The organism is Rhodothermales bacterium (assembly GCA_039944855.1).
Taxonomy (GTDB): Bacteria; Bacteroidota; Rhodothermia; order Rhodothermales; family JANQRZ01; genus JBBSMX01.
In genome coordinates this window covers 448,390-469,225 of record JBDUXZ010000005.1, presented here as the reverse complement: position 1 = coordinate 469,225, position 20,836 = coordinate 448,390, and the positions used below count along the sequence as shown (strand labels likewise).

The following is a 20,836-nucleotide window of genomic DNA, read 5'->3' as shown; positions in this document are numbered from 1 at the left end:
TCGTCCGCCGGAATCATTGCCCCGGAATCCCCGGCTCCGTCATCGAGCGCACGTCGAGCACGGCGTCGATCTCGTCGGCGGGGATGAGGTCGAGCTCTTGGAGCACGTCGCGGACGGAGCGGCCCTCGGCGGCGGCCTTCTTCGCCACCTTCGATGCCGCGTCGTAGCCGATCGAGGCGTTGAGCGCCGTCGCGATCGACGGGTTCTTTTCGAGCAGCTCGCGGCAGCGCTCGCGGTTGGCTTCGATCCCGACGAGGCACTTCTCGCGGAACGCGTCGCAGCCGCTCGCGAGGATCTCGATGCTTTCGAGCAGGGCGTGGGCCATCACCGGCATCATCACGTTCAGCTCGAAGTTGCCCTGCTGCCCGCCGACCGTCACCGTCGTGTGGTTGCCCATCACGCGCGCGGCGACCATCATCAGCGCTTCCGACAGCACCGGGTTCACCTTCCCCGGCATGATCGACGAGCCGGGCTGGACGGCCGGGAGCTGGATCTCGGCGAGCCCGCTCGTCGGTCCCGACGAGAGGTGGCGGATGTCATTCGCGATCTTCATGAGGGACACGGCGACGGTGTTGAGCCCGCCCGACGCCGAGACGTAAGCGTCCTTCGCGGACTGCGCCTCGAAGTGGTTCTCGGCCTCGCGGAAGTCGAGCCCCGTCGCCTCGGAGATGTTCGCGATCGCCTTCGCCGGGAAGCCCACGGGCCGGTTGATGCCGGTCCCGACGGCCGTCCCGCCGAGGGCGAGCTCGGCGAGTTCGTCGCTCGCGAAGCGGAGCCGCCGGATGCCGTGCTCGACCTGCGAAGCGTAGCCGCCGAACTCCTGCCCGAGCCGGACCGGCGTGGCGTCCATGAGGTGCGTCCGCCCGCTCTTGATCACGTCGTCGAACTCCTCGGCTTTCTGCTTCAGCGCGTCGCGGAGCCGTTCCAACGCTGGGATCAGCGATTTCTCGATGCCGACGCGGGCGGCGACGTGCATCGCCGTCGGGATCACGTCGTTCGACGACTGCCCCATGTTCACGTCGTCGTTGGGGTGGACCGCATCGCCGAGCGCCTTCGTGGCGACGTGGGCGATGACCTCGTTGGCGTTCATGTTCGTCGAGGTCCCGCTCCCGGTCTGGAAGATGTCGAGGACGAACTCGCCGTCGAGCTCGCCGTCGGCGACGCGCTCGGCGGCCTTCGCGATCGCGAGGGCTTTGGCGGCGGGGAGGAGGCCGAGCTGGTTGTTCGCGTGGGCGGCGGCGCTCTTGACGATCCCGAGCGCCTCGATGAAGCGGCGGGGGAAGCGGAGGTCGGAGATGGGGAAGTTCTCCTTCGCGCGCTGCGTCTGCGCGCCGTAGCGCGCGTTCGCCGGGACACGGACCTCGCCGAGCGAGTCTTTTTCGGTACGGAAATCGGACATGGAAGCGGAGGGGATGGGGGATGAGCGGGTGATACTCGGTGAAGATACCCTGGGCCCGCGTTTCGCGGTCGGGGCTGTACGGGGTTATTGCCGATATTCCGGCGCTCCCATTCTTCCACCACCGCCCCGATGGACATCGTCCGCACCGTTCCCGCCATGCAAGCCGCGGCCGAGGCCGCGCGTTGCGCGGGCCGCACGCTCGCCCTCGTCCCGACGATGGGCGCGCTCCACCGCGGCCACCTCGCCCTCGTCGACGAGGCGCGGCAGCGCGTCGGGCCGGAGGGGCACGTCACCGTCTCCATCTTCGTCAACCCGACGCAGTTCGGGCCGGGCGAGGACTTCGACGCCTACCCCCGCACGCTCGACGCCGACCTCGACGCGCTCGGCGCCAGCGGCGGCGTCGACGCCGTATTCACACCGTCGGTGGACGCGATGTACGACGACGGCGCCGTAACGACGGTGGCGGTCGCGGGGATGGGGGAGCACTTGTGCGGCGCGTTCCGCCCCGGCCACTTTGACGGCGTCACGACGGTCGTAGCCAAGCTCTTCCTCGCGTGCCGGCCGCACCTCGCCGTGTTCGGGCGGAAGGACGCGCAGCAGTTCCTCATCCTCCGCCGGATGACGCGCGACCTGGGCCTCGGCGTCGAGCTCGTCGGGCTCGATACGGTGCGGGAGGCGGACGGGCTCGCGCTCTCGTCGCGGAACCGCTACCTCAGTGAAGAAGAGCGGAAGCAAGCCATTGTGCTCTCCCAGGCCCTTTCTGCGGTCAGGGAGCAGGTGGCGGCGGGGGAACGGCAGGCATCGACCCTCGTAGACACGATGCGGGTTAAAATCGCGGCGGCGCCCCTCGCGCGGCTGCAATACGCCGAGGTCGTGAATACCGAGACGCTCCAGCCCATCGACCGGCTCCGGCCGGGACAGGAAGCGCTGGCCGCCCTCGCCGTCCACTTCGGCGGCGCCCGCCTGATCGACAACACGTTCCTCACCATCGACTGACGGGCCTCGCGCCGGTCGACCGCTCGCCCATGACGATTACCCTCTTTAAAGGGAAGCTCCACCGCCTCACGGTGACCGAAGCCGACCTCTACTACGAAGGCTCCATCACGCTCGACGCCGAGCTGCTGGAGGCGGCGAAGATCCTGCCCTACGAGAAGGTGCAGGTCGTCAACGTGAACAACGGTGCCCGCCTCGAGACGTACACGATCCCCGCCGAGCGCGGGAGCCGGACGGTCTGCCTCAACGGCCCCGCCGCCCGCCTCAACGCCCCCGGCGACGAGATCATCGTGATCGCCTACGCCGAGATGACGCCGGAGGAGGCGCAGAGCCACCGGCCCCGCGTCGTGCTCGTGGACGAGAACAACGACCCCAAAGAGGTCATGGACCTCGACGGCACGCCGATCTCCGAGCCCCACATCCCCGGCGTCACGAACGCGACGACGTAGGGGCAGACCCGTGTGTCTGCCCTCGCCCACGTATCGGCGGTCGGCGGGTGAAAAATGCGGAAGGACGCGGCCTCGGGCTAGCGTCCTTCTCTTTTGGCCGGATCGCACCGGGTATCTTCTCGCCTCGCCGGGGGTGCCACGTTCGGAGACGCAACATGTTGCGTCGCTACGGGTGCTCCGATAAAGGTCGCGTCCGATCCCAAATCCCCATTCCGAAATCCCCAATCGACTCATGGCTTCCGTCATCCTCTCCGCTGCCCGCACGCCCGTCGGCTCGTTCGGCGGCGCGCTCAAAGACGTATCCGCACCCGACCTCGGCGCCACCGCCATCAAAGCCGCGCTCGAACGCGCCGGTATCGCGCCCGACGCCGTCGACGAGGTGATCATGGGCTGCGTCGTCACGGCCGGGGTGGGGCAGGCGCCCGCGCGCCAAGCGGCGATCAAGGCCGGGCTGCCGGACAAGACGCCGTGCATGACCATCAACAAGGTCTGCGGCTCGGGGATGAAGGCCGTCATGCTCGCCGATCAGGCGATCCGCGCGGGCGACGCGAAGGTCGTCGTCGCGGGCGGGATGGAGAACATGTCGGCGGCGCCGTTCCTGCTCCAGAACGGCCGCTACGGCTACGGCTTCGGCAATGGGCAGGTCGTCGACGCGATGCAGCACGACGGGCTGACCGACGCCTACAGCGGCGAGGCGATGGGAGTCGCCGCCGACCTCTGCGCCGACACGTGCAACGTCCCGCGCGAGCGGCAGGACGAGTTCTCCGTCCTCAGCTATCAGCGCGCGCAGGAGTCGGTGAACAGCGGCCGGTTCGACGCCGAAGTCGCGCCCGTCACCATCAAGGGCCGCAAGGGCGATACCGTCGTCGACAAGGACGAGGAGCCGTTCCGCACCAACTTCGATAAGATCCCGACGCTCCGGCCGGTCTTCACGCGCGACGGCGGCACGGTCACCGCCGCGAACGCTTCGACGATCAACGACGGCGCCGCCGCGCTCCTCATCGCCGACGAGGACTGGGCGAAAGAGCACAGCCTCAAGCCGCTCGCCCGCATCGTCGCGTCCGCGCAGCACGCCAAGCCGCCCGTCGAGTTCACGACCGCGCCGATCCAGGCCACCGAAAAGGTGCTCGAAAAGACCGGCCTCACGATCGACGACATCGACCTCTTCGAGGTGAACGAGGCGTTCGCCGTCGTGAGCCTCGCGGCGCAGGACGCGCTCGGGATTCCGACGGAGAAGCTGAACGTGAACGGCGGCTCCGTCGCGATCGGCCACCCCATCGGCGCCTCCGGCGCGCGCATTCTCACGACGCTGCTCTACGCGATGGAGCAGCGCGACGCCAAGCGCGGCCTCGCCGCCATCTGCATCGGCGGTGGCGAAGCGACGGCCCTCATCGTCGAGCGCCCGTAGGCCTGGCATGCGTCTGCTGCGCTCGCTTTTCCTGCTCGCGCTTGTCGCCGCCGCCGGCTGCACGGCCGTCCCGATCGGGGTGCCGCCCGAGGTAGCCGATCGGCTGCCGGCTCCGGTGCCCGCCGAGCAAGTCGCGGCGGGCGCGGACCGCTTCCCCATCGCCGTGCGCGGGCGGTGGGGCTACATCGACCGGGCGGGGGAGGTCGTGATCGAGCCGCAGTTCGACGGGGCGTACGCTTTCGCCGAAGGCCTCGCGCGCGTCGAAATTGATGGGCGGTACGGCTACATCGACCCCGCAGGTGCAGTCGTCCTCTCGCCGGTCTATCGGCAAGCGTTCGACTTCGCCGAAGGCCGCGCCCGCGTCGTCCTCCCGACGGCGGGCGCCGAGTTGGGGAGCGATGCCGCGACGGCGGAGGCCCGCCTGCTCGAAGCTTTCATCGCCACCGACGGCACCGTGATCGTGCCCGCGACGCTATCCCGCGCACGGGACTTCGGGCGGTCGGGCGACAGCACGCTCGCCCCCGTCGTGCGGATGCGGACGCGGAGCTACGTCCCGCTCGGGCTGTCCGCGCTCGCGTTCCTCGGCGTGACGTTGCAGGACGAGGGGGGATGGGAGGTCGTCGGGGCTGGGGGCGACATGGCGTTCCGGGTGGAGAACGCGCTCAACGTGCTCGGCCTCGTCGATGGGCGGCTCCCCTTCGCGCAGAACGTAGGCACGTGGCCGTTCCGAGCGCGTCGGTGGGGCTATCTCGACACCGAAGGCCGCGTCGCCATCGCGCCGCAATTCCGCTGGGCTTCCGGCTTTTCCGAAGGCCGCGCCGCCGTCGTGCTCGACGACCGGTACGGCTACATCGACACGACGGGGGCGCTCGTCATTCCGCCGCAGTTCGGTCGCGCCGGGGCGTTCAGCGAAGCCCGTGCGCCCGTCCGCCGCGCCGGGCAGTGGGGGTTCGTCGACCGCGATGGGCGCGTTATCGTCCCCGCGCAGTACGACTTCGCCTCCGAGTTCTCCGACGGCCGCGCCCTCGTGCAACGCGGCGGGCAGTTCGGCTTCGTCGATGCCGACGGCGCCGAAGTGATCCCGCTCCGCTACGACTACGCCCGCTCGTTCCGCGACGGCCTCGCCTTCGTCCGTGACGGCGACCGCGAGGGTTACATCGACCCTGACGGCGCGTTCGTGTGGAGTCAGCCCGCGACGCCGCCCCGCTAGCCGCCATGCTGTGTCTCCCCCAACCCCCGCACCTCCTATGAGCATCGCTCGCATCACTACCCTTCTGCTGCTCGCGTGCGCTGCGTGGCCGGTTCAGGCGCAGGACGGCGCTCGCTTCGGGCTCAAGCTCGGCGCCACCTCCGCCGAACTCCGTTTCTCCAATGGGACGAATGGGGGAGGACTCGAAAGCCGTTTCGGGCTGAACGCCGGCGTCTTCGCCGCCGTCCCTGTACGCGGCGCGTGGCGCGCGCTCGTGGCAGCCGACTACTACCGGAAAGGCTATGAGGCAGGCGAGTTCAGGGATGAGAATAATACCCGGCGGTTCACCGATGCCGATTTCCAATACGATTACGCTTCGCTCTTGATCGCTCCGCAATACGCCGCCACGTTGGGTTCGGGTGGACTTCGGTTCTACGCCTTTCTCGGGCCACGGCTCGACCTGCTCGCCGCCGAGCGGGTGGTGGCGACGGTCGATGGTGAGCGGGAGACGGTAGAGCTTCCGTTTGACACGCCCGGGTTCGAGTCCATCGTCTTCGGGGTTTCTGCAGGCATAGGCCTCGATCTGGCGGATGCGGTATCAATGCCTCTCCTGATCGAACTGCGCTACGATGCCGACGTGACACCGGCCCGGAGTTTACGGAACGGTGATTCTCGTTTCCGTACGTTCAGCCTCCGCGCCGGCCTCTCTTTCTGATCTGATCGCTCCACGTATGATGGCATTTCGACGCTATGCTCTGCTCTTGCTGTTCGCGGTCGGCCTTCAACCCGCGCAGGCGCAAGAGCGGCTAGGCTACGGGGTGAAACTCGGAGTCACGGCCGCAGAATTGCACAACCGTGGGTCGGGCGATGCGCGGTGGGGAGCCACCGGCAGCTTCTTCGTCACGTCGCCGCTCTCGGGGACCATGGATTTCCTAGGAGAGATCGGATACCATGCGAAGGGGAGCCGCGGCGAAGACTTCAGCGAGGCAGCCCGCGGCGAGTTCGACTCCCGCTTCAATTACATTTTCCTGCTCGCCGCCCCTCAGTACGCGAACACGCTCGGCGACGGCGGACTCCGTCTGTTCGCGTTCGCCGGGCCGCGCGCTGATCTGTTCCTCGGGGAAACGTTCAGCTTCGAGGAAGCCTCGGCCGATTCGGACGAGCCCTCCGTGTTTCTCTCCCGCAGTTTCAGCCCCCTCGTGCTCGGGGTGGCGGCAGGCATCGGCCTCGACTTCGCGCGGTTGCTGCCCGTGCCGCTGATCGCAGAGCTTCGCTACAACGGCGACATCACGCCCGCCTACACCTTCTTCGGAGGCGACGAACAGGTGCGCAACCGCACGTTCGACCTCCGCCTCGGCCTCTCTTTTTAATCGCTAACACGCATCACTCATGAGCATCAACCACATCGCCGTCATCGGCGCCGGCACGATGGGCAACGGCATCGCCCACGTCTTCGTCCTCGCCGGCCACGACGTTACCCTCATCGACGTAGACCAGAGCCGCCTCGACGCGGGCCTCGCACAGATCGAGAAGAACCTCGGTCGCCAGGTCAAGAAAGAGCAGATCACCGAGCAGGAGCAGGTCGCGACGCTCGCGCGAATCCGCTGCGCGACCGACCTCGCCAAAGACGTTGCGCAGGCCGACCTCGTCGTCGAAGCGGCGACGGAGAACCCGGCGATCAAGGCCGAGATCTTCCGCGCGCTCGACGCGGCCACGAAGCCGTCGTGCATCCTCGCCTCCAACACGTCGTCGATCTCGATCACGCAGATCGCGGCCGAGACGGGGCGACCGACGCAGGTGATCGGGATGCACTTCTTCAACCCGGTGCCGGTGATGAAGCTCGTCGAGATCGTGCGCGGGCTCGAAACCTCCGACGCGACGTTCCAGGCCGTCTACGACCTCTCGCAGAAGCTCGGCAAGACCCCCGTCGAGGTCAACGACTACGCCGGCTTCGTCTCGAACCGCATCTTGATGCCGATGATCAACGAGGCGATCTACTGCGTGATGGAGGGCGTCGCCGAGCCCGAGGACATCGACACGGTGATGAAGCTCGGCATGGCGCACCCGATGGGGCCGCTGACGCTCGCCGACTTCATCGGCCTCGACGTGTGCCTCTCGATCATGGAAGTGCTCCACCGCGAACTCGGCGACTCGAAGTACCGTCCGTGCCCGCTCCTGCGGAAGATGGTGACGGCGGGCCGCCTCGGCCGCAAGTCCGGCCGTGGGTTCTACGACTACGCGACCTCATGAAGAACCTCCGTAACGCCACCGTCCTCATCACCGGCGCCTCCGCCGGCATTGGCGCGGCCTGCGCCGAGGCGTTCGCCCGCGTCGGCTCGCGCGTGATCCTTTGCGCCCGCCGCGAGCGCCTGCTCAAGCGGATGGTCGCGCAGTTCCAAATGCACCACCGCGCCGAGACGTACCCGCTCGTGCTCGACGTGCGCGACGCGGATGCCGTGAAGGCGGCGATCGATGGACTGCCCGAGGAGTGGCAGACCATTGACGTGCTCGTGAACAACGCGGGGCTCGCGAAGGGCCTCGCGCCTGTGTGGGAGAACACGCCGGACCAGATCGACGCGATGGTGGACACGAACGTGAAGGGGCTGCTCTACGTCACCGCCGCCGTCGTGCCGGGGATGCTCGCGCGCGGGTGCGGCCACGTCGTCAACATCGGCTCGACGGCGGGGCACGGCGTTTACGGGGGTGGCGTCGTCTACTGCGCGACGAAGCACGCCGTCGGCGCGATCACGCAAGGGCTGAAGGTCGACCTCCACGGCACCCCGATCCGCGTCTCGACCGTCGACCCCGGCCTCGTCGAGACCGATTTCTCGCTCGTCCGCTTCGACGGCGACAAGGAGCGGGCGGACCCCGTCTACAACACGACGACACCGCTCCAGCCCGAGGACATCGCCGACGCGGTGGTGTATTGCGCGGGCCGCCCTCCGCACGTCAACATCGCCGAGATGATCGTGACGCCGACGGCACAGTCCTCTCCGACGCTCATCCAACGCGACGCGGTCGTGGACCGGGATCAGGGGTGACGCTGCCGCCGCTCTCGGACCTCGCCACGGCGCTGCGCGCCCGGCTCCAGCATCCGCTGCCGGGGCTCGCCGCGCAGCTCCGCATGTCGCCACCGCAACGCGGCGAGCCGGACCAGTGGCACGAGGCGCAGCGCAACGCCCGCCGCGCCGCCGTACTCGCCCTGCTCTACCCATTCGACGGAACTGTGGCCGTCGTGCTCACGCAGCGGCACGAGGACCTGAAGGCGCACAGCGGCCAGATCTCGTTCCCCGGCGGCCGGATCGAGCCGGGCGAGACGCCGGTGGAAGCCGCGCTCCGAGAAGGGTGGGAAGAGGTCGGCGTGGACCGCGGCGCCGTCGACGTGCTCGGCACGCTCACGGACCTCTACATCCCGCCGTCGGACTTCACCGTCACGCCCGTCGTCGCCGCGCTCCCGGAGCGGCCCTTTTTTCGGCCGCAGGAGGAGGAGGTGGACCTCATCATCGAAGTCCCGCTCCCGGCTCTCCTCGACACGGACGCGCGCACGTCGGCGCTGTGGACGCTGGGCGGGCGGGAGATCGAGATCCCGTACTTCGCCTTCGGAGACTTCGAGATCTGGGGCGCGACGGCGATGATGCTATCCGAACTCCTCGCCGTCGTGGAAGGAGGCGATGAGTTGGGGAGTCGATGAGTCGAGGGGACAAAAGACGCGTCGGCTCTTCGATGCGTAGCCTCATCGACTCCCACATCGTCGGCTCCTACCCCATCACTTGCTCGACGAGGTAGCCCTGCGGGCCGCCGAGGTCGCTGACGTGGGCGGCGGGCTCTTCGGGCGAGTGGTAGAGGAGGAGGAGGTGCCCGTGGTCGGCCGCCTCTTCGATGATCCTCGTCCGCTCCACGAGCGAACGCTCGGCGTCGTAATCGTACTTCGCGCGGAAGCGGCGGCGGAGGTGGCCGGGGCTCGGCACCACGTCGCCGCCGAAGACGGCGATGCGCCCGCCCGTGTGGAGCCGGAAGATCTGGTGATCGCGCGAGTGCCCGCCCGTGTGGCGGTACTCGATCTCGTCTGTGAGAAACCCGTCGCCCTCGACGGTGACGAGTTGGCCGGCCGTTTCCAGCGCGTGGATCACCCGGTCCCGCGCCTCCTCCGATACGCCCTCATACGGCGCGTCGATCTCGCCGCGCTGCACGACGTGGACCGCGTTGGGGAACGTCGGCTGGTCGAAGCCGCCGGCGGAGAGGACGGCGCCGCCGCTGTGGTCGAAGTGGAGGTGGGAGAGGAGCACGCGCGTCACGTCCTCCCGCTCGAAGCCAGCCCGGCGGATGCCGTCGACGAGGAACGTCGCGTCGCGGCCCACGGCGTACTCGCCGAGCCCGGTGTCGAGCAGCAGCAGTTCGCTTGGCGTCTCGACGAGGAACGGGGTGACGGAGATGAACAGCGTCCCTTTTGGGAACGGTTCGCCGTCCGTGTGCGGCACGAACCGCTTGTCCACGCCGACGGTGAACCGGCCCTCGGGGAGCGGGTGGATGCGGAGGTCGCCGTACGGGATCACGCCGCCTCCTGCTCGGTGTGCTTCTCGTAGGCCTCGATGATGTCCTTCACGAGCCGGTGCCGGACCACGTCGCCCTTGTCGAACTCGACGAAGTCGATGCCCTCGACGCCTTGCAGAATTCGCGTCGCCTGGACGAGCCCGCTGTCGGCCGTGCGCGGGAGGTCGGTCTGCGTCACGTCGCCGGTGATGATGCAGCGGGAGCCGGGGCCGAGCCGGGTCAGAAACATCTTCATCTGCGCGGCCGTCGCGTTCTGCGCCTCGTCGAGAATCACGAACGCGTTGCTCAGCGTGCGCCCGCGCATGTAGGCGAGCGGGACGATCTCGACGGTGTTCTGGTCGAGGTAGGCAGCGAGCTTCTCGTGGCGGATCATGTCCTCGAGCGCGTCGTAGAGCGGCCGGAGATAGGGGTCGATCTTCTCGCGGAAGTCGCCGGGGAGGAAGCCGAGGCTCTCGCCGGCCTCGACGGCGGGGCGGCTCAGGATGAGCTTCTTGACCTGGTGGCTCTTCAGCGCGGAGACGGCGAGGGCGACGGCGGTGTACGTCTTCCCCGTGCCCGCCGGGCCGATCGCGAACGCGATGTCGTTCCGCCGCGCCGCCGCGACGAGGCGGACCTGCCCCGGCGTCTTGGCCTTGACGACGCCGCCCGTCGGCGTGAAGAGGATGACGTCGGCGGTGTCGGCGCGCGGGATCCGGTTGCTGACCATCGTGAGGTCGAGGACCGTATCGATGTCGCGCTCGGTGAGGTTGCCGTTGCGCGTGAGCACGCGGGTCAGCTCGGTGAGGATCTGCTCGATGCGCTGGATTGCGTCGTCGTCGCCGCGGAGGATGAGCTGGTGGCCGCGCGCGGTGATGCGGGTGTCCGCGAAGGCGGCTTCGATCTTGCGGAGGTAGGTGTCGTTGAAGCCGAACAACAGGAGCGGCTCGACGCCCTCGATGGTCAGGGTCTTTTCAGCCAAACGAATGGGAAGCGTGGAGTGGAGGGGAGGGGCGGGTTGAATGCCCGTCGGCGGCGGAGGCTCCCCGGATTCTGAGGAGGCGCGGCGAAGGCAGCGGGGGGCGGTCACTGCTAACTTAACCCATCCCTCTCACCGCACCCGCACTCCTCATGCCCAATCTCGTCGTCCCGTTCACGAAGATGCACGGGGCCGGCAACGACTTCATCGTCGTCGACAACCGGTTCCTCCACTTCACCCGCGACGAGCTCGCCGACCTCGCGCGGCGGTTCTGCCCGCGCCGCTTCGGCGTCGGCGCGGACGGCCTGCTCGCGCTCAGCCCCGCCGAGGAGGATGGCGTCGACTACCGGATGGACTACCACAATCCGGACGGCTCGCGCGCAGGGATGTGCGGCAACGGCGCGCGCTGCCTCGCCCGCTTCGCCCGCGCCGCCGGGCTCACCGCCGAGCCGCTCACGTTCCAGTCCGACGACGGCATGTACCGCGTCTCCGTGCCCGCCGCCGCCGACGCGCCGGTGCGGCTCTTCGTCCCCCCGCCGAAGCGGTTCGATGCCGAGCGCGCGCTCGAAGCCGGCGGCTCGGTCCCGTACGTCTGGACCGGCACCGACCACACCGTCGTGTTCGTCCGCGACGTGGCGACGGCGAACGTCGACAAGATCGGGCCGCGCATCCGTCGAGACCCCGCCCTCGCGCCGGAGGGCGCGAACGTCAACTTTGTCCAGATCCTCGATGCGTCGGCAGACGATGGCGGGGCGCGGGTGCAGATCCGCACGTTCGAGAAGGGCGTCGAGGCAGAGACGCTGGCGTGCGGCACCGGCGCGCTCGCGGCGGCCGTCGTGGCGCGGCTGATGGACCGCGTCGACGGGGAGACGGTCGAGGTCGTCGCGCGTGGCGGCACGCTCCGCGTCGGCTTCGCGATCAACGAGCACGCGCACGTCCGCGACCTCTGGCTCGAAGGCCCGGCCGAGACGGTGTATCAGGGCACGCTGGAGGTGTAGCGGGTCGGGAGTACGAAGTCGGGGGTCGGGAGTCCGTTGGCGTTCTACCGGACTCCCGACCCCCGACCCTGGACGCTCGACCCCTCAGAAGAACAGCGAGCGGTGGTCCTCGATCTCCGCCGCGTCGCGGAGCTTCTGGAGCCACTGGTTCTGCACGCGCTGGCGCTGCTGGTTCAGCAGCTCGGTGCGGAGCTGCTGGCGCTGGTCGGCGGACATCGCAGACGGGTCGGCCGGGGTCACGCTCGTAGACTTGATCACGAAGGCGGCGTTCTCGCCCGCGACGGCTCGCGAGGTCTCGCCCTCGTCGAGACCCATCAGCGTGCCGACGAAGACCGGCTCGCGCCCGAGGCCCGGCACGACGAGCTGCGTCATCCTGATGGCCTGCGTGTTGCGGACGGGCGCACCGACGTTCGCCGCGAGCTGGTCGAAGCCGCCCGAGGCGAGGGCTTCTTCGAGCTTGGCGGTTTGGATGGCCTGCTTCTTCTCGCGGAGCACGCGCGGCTCGATCTCGGCGCGGACCTCGTCGAACGAGCGGTAGCCCTCGGGCTGCACGTCCGTCACGCGGATGACGACGAACGCTGTGCCCGTGTCGATCACGTCGGAGATGGCGCCGGGCTCGGCGCGCTGGATGAAGCTGCGCACGGCGCGGCTGTTGCCGAGGCCGGGGATGAACTGCTGATCGCCCTGCACGACGGCCTGCTGGAGGCCGAGGCTCTGGCGCTCGGCTTCGGCGGCGAAGTCGCCCCCTTCCTCGGTGAAGTACTTCAGGTCGTCGGCCTTGTCACGGACCTTCCGCAGCGTGGCGGACGTGGTCCCGACCGTCTGGGCGACCTGGGCGAGCTGGACTTCGCGCTCGGCGCGCTCGGTCACGCGGATGAGGTGGTAGCCGAACTCGGTCTCGACCGGCCCGACGACCTCGCCGACGTTCGCGGAGAAGGCGGCTTCGGCGAACGGCGCGACCATCTGCTCGCGGCCGAACCACCCGAGGTCGCCGCCGCGGCTCGCGCTGCCGGGGTCCTGCGAGTACTGGCGCGCGAGCGTCTCGAAGCTCTCGCCCGCCGCGATTCGGCTTTGGATGTCGAGGGCCTGCTGGCGCTGCGCGGCCCGCTCCTCCTCTGGATCGCCGCGCTGGCCGATGAGGATGTGGCGGGCGCGGACGGCGGGCGCCACGGCCTCGCGGACGCCAGTGATCTTCACGAGCTGCGCCTCGTCACCCACGAGCACGGGGCCGACGATGCGGCCTTCGGTCGGGTCAGAGAACACGGCTTCGGCGACTTCCGGTGCGATGCTGCCCGCGTTCACGTACTCGCCGGTGTAGGGGATGAGCGAGAAGTTCTGCGCGACGAACATCGAGTCGTCGGTGGCGGCGGCGAAGCTGGAGCGGAGCTCGCGGAGCTCGTTGATCACGGAGGCCGAGTCCTCGGCGCTGGGCTCCTGCGAGAGCGCGACGAAGTCGATGGTGGCCGTCCGCTCGCGGGCAAATTCCTCGCGGTTGTCGTCGTAGAACGCCTGGAGGTCGCGGTCGGTCACGGCGACGGTGCTGTCCGAGATGTCGGCGTAGCGGAGGGCGACGTACTGCCCCTGCGCCGTCTGGTTGCGGCGGACGAACTCGGCGTTGATCTCGGCGTCGGTGACGCGGATGGCGGCGCCGAGGAGGGCGTTGAGCTTCTCGGCGCGGCGCTTGGCGCGGAGGTAGTCCTCGATCGCGATGAGGTCGGCCGTGGCCTCGGGGTTGTCGACGACGCTCTGGAGCTGGGCGCGGTTGATCCCGCCCTGGCCGTCGGGGAAGAGCTGGGCGACGATGGGGTCGGGGTTCGCCCCCATGAACATGGCGCGGACCTCGGCGTCGGTGACGGTGATGCCGAGCCGGTCCATCTCGCGCTCGCGGAGCCGGTTCTCGATGAGGCGGTCGTAGATCACGTCGGCGTACTGGTCGCGGACGGCCTGCGAGGCGGGCTCGCCGCTACGCTGCTGGTACGCCCGAACTTCCTGCTCGAGCGCCTGCGTGTACTCCTGGTAGGTGATCGGCTCGCCATCGACGATCGCGATGTTCTGCCGCTGCTGGAACCCGATGTTGTCGAGGGCTCCCGAATCCTGAAGTACCCAGAGTCCACCGAACGCGAGGACGAGAATCCAGAGAACGACTCCGGTGCTCTCCCGCATCTTGGTCATTACGCCCATACTGGCCTGCTCGTTTTTTGTCTGCGGAGGAGGCGCGCCGGATCGCGAGGCGTCCCGTCGGCGCGTCGCTCCCTGCCAGACGATGCTAAAAAAACCGGCCCCCGAAGGGTACCGGTATCAACGGACCGGAGGATAGCACGATTGCCCTGCGCCATAAAGGTATTTTTCTATGAAATGGCGCGCTGCACAGGGCCGGCTAGATCGGATAGGCCTCCAACTCCTCGCCGAACTCCACCTCGGTGAACCAGCGCCGGGCGGGTTCGAGGTCGTCGTCGGTGAGGCCGGGGGGGAGGTGGACGAGGAGGAGCCGGTGCGCGCCCGCCTTGGCTGCGATCTCGCCGGCCTCTTCCACCGAAGAATGGACGCCCGGCTGATGGCCTGTCGCCTCGTGGACAAGCAGCCCCGCGTCGCGCGCGAGCTCGACGACGTGCTCGCACGGGGCGGTGTCGCACGAGTACGCGATCACGCGGCCGGTCTCCGCGTGCTCGATCCGCAGACCGATCGTCGGGACGGCGTGGTCCACGGGCGATGCCGTGATGCGCCATGCGTCGCTCGCGAGTACCTCGGCGTCGGGCTCGTGCGCCACCTCGCGCCAGTCGATCTGCGGCGTGTCCCACGAAGTCGTGTCGAACGCCTCCCACAGCTTCCGGGCCTGCGCGAGCGCCGGGGCGATGCCGAAGACCGGGATCGGCCGGCTCCGGCCCAAGAGCCACAGCTTCTCCATGAAGAGCGGGAAGCCGCTGACGTGGTCCGGGTGCTCGTGCGTGACGACGAGTCCGTCGAGCGTGGCGAGGTCGATGCCCGCCGCCATCATCCGCTGGACGAGGTCGCCGCCGCAGTCGATCGCGAGGGTGGAGGTACCGTCGGAGACGGCGAGCATCGTCGTCGTGCGGTGGGGATCGGAGACGGCCGCGCCGGTGCCGAGGAGGTGGAGTATCATAATCGAGAGGGGCGATGGGGCAATGAGAGACGCGTCAAAATACACGTAGAGACGCAGCATGCTGCGTCTCTACAGGATGGCGCCACCGTTCCGGGTTGGGTCAGCGCGAGACCATCACTTCTTCCGCGCGACGATGAAGGCGGCGAGGTCGAGGAGGGCGTCGCGCGCCTCAGTCGGGGGGAAGGCGGCGAGGGACTCGGCGGCTTCGGCGGCGAGCGTCTGCATCCGGTCGCGGGCATACGTGAGCCCGCCCATCCGGCGGACGAACTCGCCGACGGCGTGGATGTCGTCGCGGCTCTTCTTCGACTTCTTGACGACCTTCAGAATCCGCTTCCGCTCCGCGTCGTCGGCTTCGCGGAGGGCGACGATGAGCGGGAGCGTCATCTTCTTCTCCTGCAGGTCGATGCCGAGCGGCTTGCCCACGTCCACGTCGCCGAAGTCGAAGAGGTCGTCGCGGATCTGGAAGGCGAGGCCGAGCTTCTCGCCGATCTCGCGGAGGGCGACGATGTCGTCGGCGTCGTCGGTGGCGGAGACGGCGCCGCAGGTCGTGCAGGCAGAGATGAGCGAGGCCGTCTTGTCGGAGATGATGCGGAAGTACGTCTCCTCGTCGATGTCGAGATGGCGCGACTTCTCGATCTGGAGCAGCTCGCCCTCGGACATCCGGCGGACGGCGTCGGAGACGGTGTGGAGCAGGTCGTAGTCCTTATGGTCGAGGGCGAGGAGGAGCCCGCGCGAGAGGAGGAAGTCGCCGAGGAGCACGGCGATTTTGTTCTTCCACAGCGCGTTGATCGAGAACAGCCCGCGCCGGCGCTCGGCGTCGTCGACCACGTCGTCGTGGACGAGGGTGGCGGTGTGGAGGAGCTCGACGAGGGCGGCGGCGCGGTAGCTCCGCTCGGTGATGCCGCCGCAGAGCTGCGCCGAGAGGAGGACGAGGACGGGCCGGATCTCCTTCCCTTTCTGGCGGAGGACGTAGCGCGTGATCTTGTCGAGGATCCCCACGCGCGAGCGCATGGAGTCGCGGAAGTAGCTCCGGAACGCGTCGAGCTCGTCCTCGACCGGGCGGCGGATCGAGGTGAGCGACGGGGAGGAGGGCCGGTCGAGAGCGGCGGTCCGAGCGGCGGCGGCGGTGGTTGTGGGCTCCATGCGGTGTTTCACTTATTCCTGAAAGATGCTACCGGCGTTGCGGCCCACAGGTTGCACCCCGACCGGGAAGATTCGATGGGGGCAAAGTACGGCGTTCGGGTCGATCGTCCCGCGTCACACCCCGGAGCGGCGGAGGAGGGCGAGGAAGAACGGCACCCCGCAGAGCGCGGTTAGCACGCCGACGGGCACCTCCTGATCGGGCAGGATCGTGCGCGCGGCGAGGTCGGCCCACACGAGGAAGAGCGCGCCGGCGGCGAACGAGAGCGGCACGACGCGCCGGTGCCCGACGCCGACGACGAAGCGGACCGCGTGCGGGACGATGAGCCCGACGAACCCGATGATCCCGCTCGCCGCGACGAGCACGCCGGTGACGAGCGCCGCGAGCCCGACGAGCGTCCGCTTCAGCCCCTCGACTGGGACGCCGAGGCTCTGCGCGGGCTCCTCGCCCGTCAGCAACGCGTCGAGCGGGCGGGCGAGCACCCACAGCACGGCGAGCCCGAGGAGCGCGCCGGCGGCGGGGAGCGCGACGCCGCCCCACGTCGTTCCGGCGAACGAGCCGAGGAGGAGGAAGAGGACCGTGCGGATCTTGTTCGGGTCCGGCGAGGCGAAGGTGACGAACGCCGTCAGCGCGGCGAGGAACGCGGAGACGGCGACGCCCGCGAGGAGGAGCCGCGCCGTCGAGATGCGCGGGCCCTGCCGGGCGACGAGGTAGACGACGAGCATGGCGGCGAGCGCGCCGAGGAACGCCGCGAGCGAGAGTGAGAGCGTCCGCGTCAGGAGGGGCGGGAGGAAGCCGAGGTAGAACAGCGACACACCCGCGCTGGCCCCGCTCGACACGCCGAGGATGTACGGCTCGGCGAGCGGGTTGCGCACGAGCGCCTGCATCGCCACGCCGATCACGGCGAGTCCGCCGCCGACGAGCGCGGCGAGGAGCGCGCGCGGTAGCCGGAGCGTCCACACGATCACGTCGGCCACCTCGCCCGGTGGTGCGACGGCCCCCGCCGTCAGCCGGTGGAGCACGGCGCGGCCGACGTCGCCGAGCGCTACGTCCGCGCTCCCGAACGCCACGGCGACGGCGAGGGACACGACGAGGGCGACGACGAGCCCGAGCCCGACGAGCCCCGCGCGGTTCACAGCGTCCCTCCGCCGGATGGATCACCAAACGCCACGGGGTGGAGCAGGCGGGCGAGCGTCTCGGTGCCGTCGGCGAGGCGGGGGCCGGGGCGGAGCACGAGGTCCGGGTCGACGGAGTGGACGCGGCCGGCGGCGACGGCGGGGACGGACGCCCACGCCGGGTGGAGCGCGAGCAGGCGAGCCGCGTCGGTGTCCGCCCCGAACGTGCCGACGATGACGTCGGGCGCGGCTTCGAGCACGAACTCGTCGGAGAGCGTGACGGCCTCGCCGTCGAAGTGTGCCGTCACGCTCTCGCCGCCCGCAAGCGCGATCATCTGCTGGGTGTACGACGCGCTGCCGAACGCGAAGAGCGTCTCGTCGCCGATCAGCAGCAGCGTGCGCGGCCGAGCGAGCGAATCGGTGCGAGCGGCGAGGCGTTGGAGTCGCGTCTCGAACGAATCAGCCGCGGCGTCGGCGCGGGCTTCGGTGCCGACGAGTTCGCCGACGCGGCGTAGCGCGCGCTGCACGTCGTCGAGCGTCTCGAACGAAAAGAAGTACGTCGGCACGCCGGCTTCGGCGAGGGGGCGGGCGTCGTCGGGGTTGTTGACCTGATTCGTCGCGAGCACGAGGTCGGGCCGGAGCGCGACGACGGCTTCGAGGTCGAGCGGGTACGTCCCGTAGCGGGGGAGCGCGGCGACCTCGGCGGGGAAGTCGTCGGCCTGGCTCGCGCCAACGAGGGCAGCGCCGCCGCCTGCCGCGAAGAGGATCTCCGTCAGGTTCGGCGCGAGCGTCAGCACGCGGCCAACGGGCGGAGCGACAGCGACGGCGCGGCCGAGGTCGTCGGTGGGCGTCGGCGCGGCGGGCGCGGAGGCGGCGTCGCGCTCGCCGCAGCCCGTGGCAAACAGGGCGGCGAGCAGAAGACAGAGACGGACGGGCAGCGGCATACGGGGATCGGGGGACGGAGGCCGGAAGGTAACGCGGACGGCCGGGCATCGGCCTGTGACGCGAGGCCGCCGTACCTTGAGCGCTTCGCCGCGCTCGCCTCTCCGCCGATGCCTTTTCGCTCCGTCGCCGTCATCCTCAACCCCGCGGCCGGCAACCGCCGCGCCGGGCGCGCCCGTGCCCAACTCCGGGAAGCACTCGAAGCGTCGGGCGTCCCGTTCGAGATCATCGCGACCGAGCGGCCGAACCACGCGGCCACGCTCGCCCGCCGCGCCGCGACGCAATTCGACGCCGTGATCGCGGGTGGCGGCGACGGCACCGTGCAGGAGGTGGCGACGGGGCTACTCGGCAACGCCCATGCCACGCCCTTCGGCGTGCTGCCGCTCGGCACCGGCAACGACTTCGCGCACCAACTCGGCGTCCCGAAGCGGCCTTCCGACGCCGTCCGCGCCCTCCTCGCCGCCGACGTCGTGCCCGTCGACGCCGGGATCGTGCGGTGGCGGGATGCGGGCGACGTCCACCACATCCACGAGGCCGTGTTCGTAAACGCCGTCGGGATCGGGTTCGACGCGCTCGTGGCGGCCGAGGCCGCGCAGTTCAAAGTCTTCCGTGGCATCTCGGGCTACGTCATGGCCGTGGCGAAGGCGCTGCGGATCTGGCAGCAGCCCGACGTCGAGGTGCGCCGTCGGGAGCCCGTCGCCGCCGGTGAACCGCAGCCCACGGCAGAGCCACCGATGTACGCGGGGCCGTTCTTCCTCGCCGCCGTCAGCAACGGGACCTCCGTCGGCGGCGGCTTCCGCCTCACGCCCGACGCCCGCATCGACGACGGCCTGCTCGACCTCTGCCTCGTCTCCGGCCCGCTCTCACTCGCTCGCATCTCGCGGCTCCTGCCCAAAGCCATCGCCGGGCGCCACCTCCACGAGCCCGAGGTGCGGATGGACCGGCTCGAAGCCCTCACGCTCCGCCTTTCGGCCGGCGTCCCGATCCACGTCGACGGCGAGGTGCTGACGCGGTCGGCCGTCGAGGTCGAGGTGGAGGTGCAGCCGGCGGCGTTCCGGATGCTCCGCGTCGGGCCTCGCATCTAGGCCTCGTGCTCGAAAAAGAGGGAGGGATTACGAATAGAAACGGTTTATCTTCTGGTGCAAACTGCCTGTTTATTGATAGCGTCTGCCACGATATATGAGTAAAAAGACCATCTGCGTCGTCGACGACGACCCCAAGATCGGCGACCTCTTCGCCACCGTGCTCCGCCGCGACGGCTACGACGCCTCGTCGTTCGTGAGCCCCGTCGCGATGCTGGAGACGATCGATTCCGACGGCCCGCCGGACCTCATCCTGACGGACCTCATGATGCCAGACATGTCCGGCATCGACCTCCTCGAAGCGCTCCGCGAGCGGGACCTCACGCTCCCCGTCATCATGATGACGGCGCACTCGTCGGTGCAGACGGCCGTCGAGGCGATGCGGCTCGGGGCGTTCCACTACCTCCAGAAGCCGGTCAACCTGGAGGAGATGCGCGCCCTGCTCCACAAGGCGCTCGACCTCTACAGCGACAAGCAGGAGCTGAAGCAGATCAAGAAGGCGCAGAAAAAGGCGCACGACGTCGGCAAGATCGTCGGCACGAGCGCCGAGGTGGATAAGGTCCGCGAGACGATCGAGACGCTCAGCGACATCCCGAACACGATCGTCCTCATCCGCGGCGAGACGGGGACGGGGAAGAACCTCGTCGCCAAGACGATCCACTTCAGCTCGGAGTGGAACGCCGGGCGGTTCATGGAGATCAACTGCGCCGCGCTCCCCGACAACCTCCTCGAGTCCGAGCTGTTCGGCTACGAGAAGGGCGCCTTCACCGATGCTCGCGCCTCCAAAACCGGCCTCCTCGAAATCGCCGACGGCGGCACGCTCTTCCTCGACGAGATCGACTCGATGTCGATCCCGCTCCAGGCCAAGCTCCTCTCGTTTTTGGAGAGCCGGACGTTCCGCCGCCTCGGCGGCACCGACGACATCCGCGTCACGACGCGGATCGTCTGCGCGACGAACGCGAACCTCGAAGAGCGCGTGGCGGAGAAGGCGTTCCGCAAAGACCTCTTCTTCCGCATCAACGTCGTCTCGCTCCGGCTGCCCGCGCTGCGGCAGATGGGGAAGGACGTGCTCCTCATCGCCAAAGAGGTCGTGGAGTCGTTCAACAAGGAGCTGAAGCGGAACGTCGAGCGCTTCACGCCGGAGGCCGAGCAGAAGCTGCTCGAGCACGACTGGCCAGGCAACGTCCGCGAGCTGCGCAACGTGCTCGAACGGGCGCTGATCTTCACACGCGGCGACACGCTCGACGCGAGCGACCTCGTCCTGCTCAAGACCGAAGGCTTCGGCGACGACAACGCCGACGGCTACTTCCGCTTCCGCAGCGGCGGCTCGCTCGAAGAGCTGGAGCACCAGTACATCCGCCACATCCTCGAGACCACGGACACGTCGTACGCCGAGGTTTCCCGCCTCCTCGGCATCTCGAAGAAGACGCTGTGGGAGAAGCGGAAGAAGTACAACCTCGACGAGGCGTTGGAGGATGCGTAGGCGAGTGGGG

20 protein-coding genes are annotated in these 20,836 nt (G+C 69.1%); 12 read left to right on the top strand and 8 right to left on the bottom strand.

From position 1 onward, the window contains the following. Positions 1-13: 13 nt before the first annotated feature. On the bottom strand, positions 14-1,399 hold the full coding sequence (locus ABJF88_04575) for a class II fumarate hydratase (GenBank protein MEP0546184.1): 1,386 nt from the start codon (positions 1,397-1,399) through the stop codon (positions 14-16). 129 nt (positions 1,400-1,528) lie between these two features. Between ABJF88_04575 and panC the strand changes: the two genes are divergently transcribed. The 9 genes from panC (at position 1,529) to ABJF88_04530 (ending at position 9,129) form a co-directional block, all read left to right on the top strand. After that, positions 1,529-2,395: a pantoate--beta-alanine ligase gene (gene panC / locus ABJF88_04570; GenBank protein ID MEP0546183.1), complete on the top strand. Its 867-nt coding sequence runs from the start codon at positions 1,529-1,531 to the stop codon at positions 2,393-2,395. A 29-nt stretch (positions 2,396-2,424) separates the two neighbouring features. After that, complete coding sequence (panD, locus tag ABJF88_04565) at positions 2,425-2,841, top strand: aspartate 1-decarboxylase (protein ID MEP0546182.1); 417 nt, start codon at positions 2,425-2,427, stop codon at positions 2,839-2,841. A gap of 232 nt (positions 2,842-3,073) precedes the next feature. Then, positions 3,074-4,249: a thiolase family protein gene (locus ABJF88_04560; protein MEP0546181.1), complete on the top strand. Its 1,176-nt coding sequence runs from the start codon at positions 3,074-3,076 to the stop codon at positions 4,247-4,249. Between the two features lie 7 nt (positions 4,250-4,256). Next, positions 4,257-5,459, top strand: a complete 1,203-nt coding sequence (locus tag ABJF88_04555; protein MEP0546180.1) for a WG repeat-containing protein — start codon at positions 4,257-4,259, stop codon at positions 5,457-5,459. Between the two features lie 37 nt (positions 5,460-5,496). After that, the gene (locus ABJF88_04550) at positions 5,497-6,153 is read left to right on the top strand and encodes an outer membrane beta-barrel protein (protein MEP0546179.1); all 657 of its coding nucleotides are present in this window, start codon (positions 5,497-5,499) and stop codon (positions 6,151-6,153) included. Positions 6,154-6,199: 46 nt separating this feature from the next. Further along, a complete protein-coding gene (locus tag ABJF88_04545) occupies positions 6,200-6,808 on the top strand; it encodes a porin family protein (GenBank protein ID MEP0546178.1) in 609 nt (202 codons plus the stop codon). 19 nt (positions 6,809-6,827) lie between these two features. Then, entirely contained in the window at positions 6,828-7,688 is an 861-nt protein-coding gene (locus ABJF88_04540; protein MEP0546177.1) for a 3-hydroxybutyryl-CoA dehydrogenase, read from the top strand. Next, on the top strand, positions 7,685-8,479 hold the full coding sequence (locus ABJF88_04535; GenBank protein MEP0546176.1) for an SDR family NAD(P)-dependent oxidoreductase: 795 nt from the start codon (positions 7,685-7,687) through the stop codon (positions 8,477-8,479). The genes ABJF88_04540 and ABJF88_04535 overlap by 4 nt, the downstream gene beginning before the upstream one ends. Beyond that, positions 8,476-9,129 (top strand): CoA pyrophosphatase, encoded by a 654-nt coding sequence (locus tag ABJF88_04530; GenBank protein ID MEP0546175.1) that lies wholly within the window; start codon positions 8,476-8,478, stop codon positions 9,127-9,129. Before ABJF88_04535 ends, ABJF88_04530 begins: the two co-directional genes overlap by 4 nt. A 67-nt stretch (positions 9,130-9,196) precedes the next feature. Here the strand turns inward: ABJF88_04530 and ABJF88_04525 are convergent, their stop codons facing one another. Beyond that, positions 9,197-9,991, bottom strand: a complete 795-nt coding sequence (locus ABJF88_04525) for an MBL fold metallo-hydrolase (GenBank protein ID MEP0546174.1) — start codon at positions 9,989-9,991, stop codon at positions 9,197-9,199. Beyond that, positions 9,988-10,947, bottom strand: coding sequence for a PhoH family protein (locus ABJF88_04520; GenBank protein MEP0546173.1), 960 nt, complete (start codon positions 10,945-10,947; stop codon positions 9,988-9,990). Before ABJF88_04520 ends, ABJF88_04525 begins: the two co-directional genes overlap by 4 nt. A gap of 149 nt (positions 10,948-11,096) precedes the next feature. Here ABJF88_04520 and dapF point away from each other — a divergent pair, with 149 nt between their 5' ends. Then, positions 11,097-11,942: a diaminopimelate epimerase gene (gene dapF, locus ABJF88_04515; GenBank protein ID MEP0546172.1), complete on the top strand. Its 846-nt coding sequence runs from the start codon at positions 11,097-11,099 to the stop codon at positions 11,940-11,942. Between the two features lie 84 nt (positions 11,943-12,026). On the opposite strand, the gene ABJF88_04510 is transcribed toward dapF, so the two are convergent. From ABJF88_04510 to ABJF88_04490, 5 genes are all read right to left on the bottom strand, one after another. Continuing rightward, positions 12,027-14,123 carry a peptidylprolyl isomerase gene (locus ABJF88_04510; protein MEP0546171.1) on the bottom strand — a complete coding sequence of 699 codons (2,097 nt, stop codon included), beginning with the start codon at positions 14,121-14,123 and terminating at the stop codon, positions 12,027-12,029. Positions 14,124-14,319: 196 nt separating this feature from the next. Continuing rightward, a complete protein-coding gene (locus tag ABJF88_04505) occupies positions 14,320-15,063 on the bottom strand; it encodes an MBL fold metallo-hydrolase (GenBank protein ID MEP0546170.1) in 744 nt (247 codons plus the stop codon). A 114-nt stretch (positions 15,064-15,177) separates the two neighbouring features. Then, a complete protein-coding gene (locus ABJF88_04500) occupies positions 15,178-16,206 on the bottom strand; it encodes a polyprenyl synthetase family protein (protein MEP0546169.1) in 1,029 nt (342 codons plus the stop codon). A gap of 114 nt (positions 16,207-16,320) precedes the next feature. After that, the gene (locus ABJF88_04495) at positions 16,321-17,340 is read right to left on the bottom strand and encodes an iron ABC transporter permease (protein ID MEP0546168.1); all 1,020 of its coding nucleotides are present in this window, start codon (positions 17,338-17,340) and stop codon (positions 16,321-16,323) included. Further along, positions 17,337-18,263, bottom strand: a complete 927-nt coding sequence (locus ABJF88_04490) for a helical backbone metal receptor (protein MEP0546167.1) — start codon at positions 18,261-18,263, stop codon at positions 17,337-17,339. The genes ABJF88_04495 and ABJF88_04490 overlap by 4 nt, the downstream gene beginning before the upstream one ends. A gap of 108 nt (positions 18,264-18,371) precedes the next feature. Between ABJF88_04490 and ABJF88_04485 the strand changes: the two genes are divergently transcribed. Together ABJF88_04485 and ABJF88_04480 are read left to right on the top strand one after the other, a co-directional pair. Then, the gene (locus ABJF88_04485) at positions 18,372-19,346 is read left to right on the top strand and encodes a diacylglycerol kinase family protein (GenBank protein ID MEP0546166.1); all 975 of its coding nucleotides are present in this window, start codon (positions 18,372-18,374) and stop codon (positions 19,344-19,346) included. Positions 19,347-19,440: 94 nt separating this feature from the next. Next, positions 19,441-20,826: a sigma-54 dependent transcriptional regulator gene (locus tag ABJF88_04480; GenBank protein ID MEP0546165.1), complete on the top strand. Its 1,386-nt coding sequence runs from the start codon at positions 19,441-19,443 to the stop codon at positions 20,824-20,826. Positions 20,827-20,836: the final 10 nt, after the last annotated feature.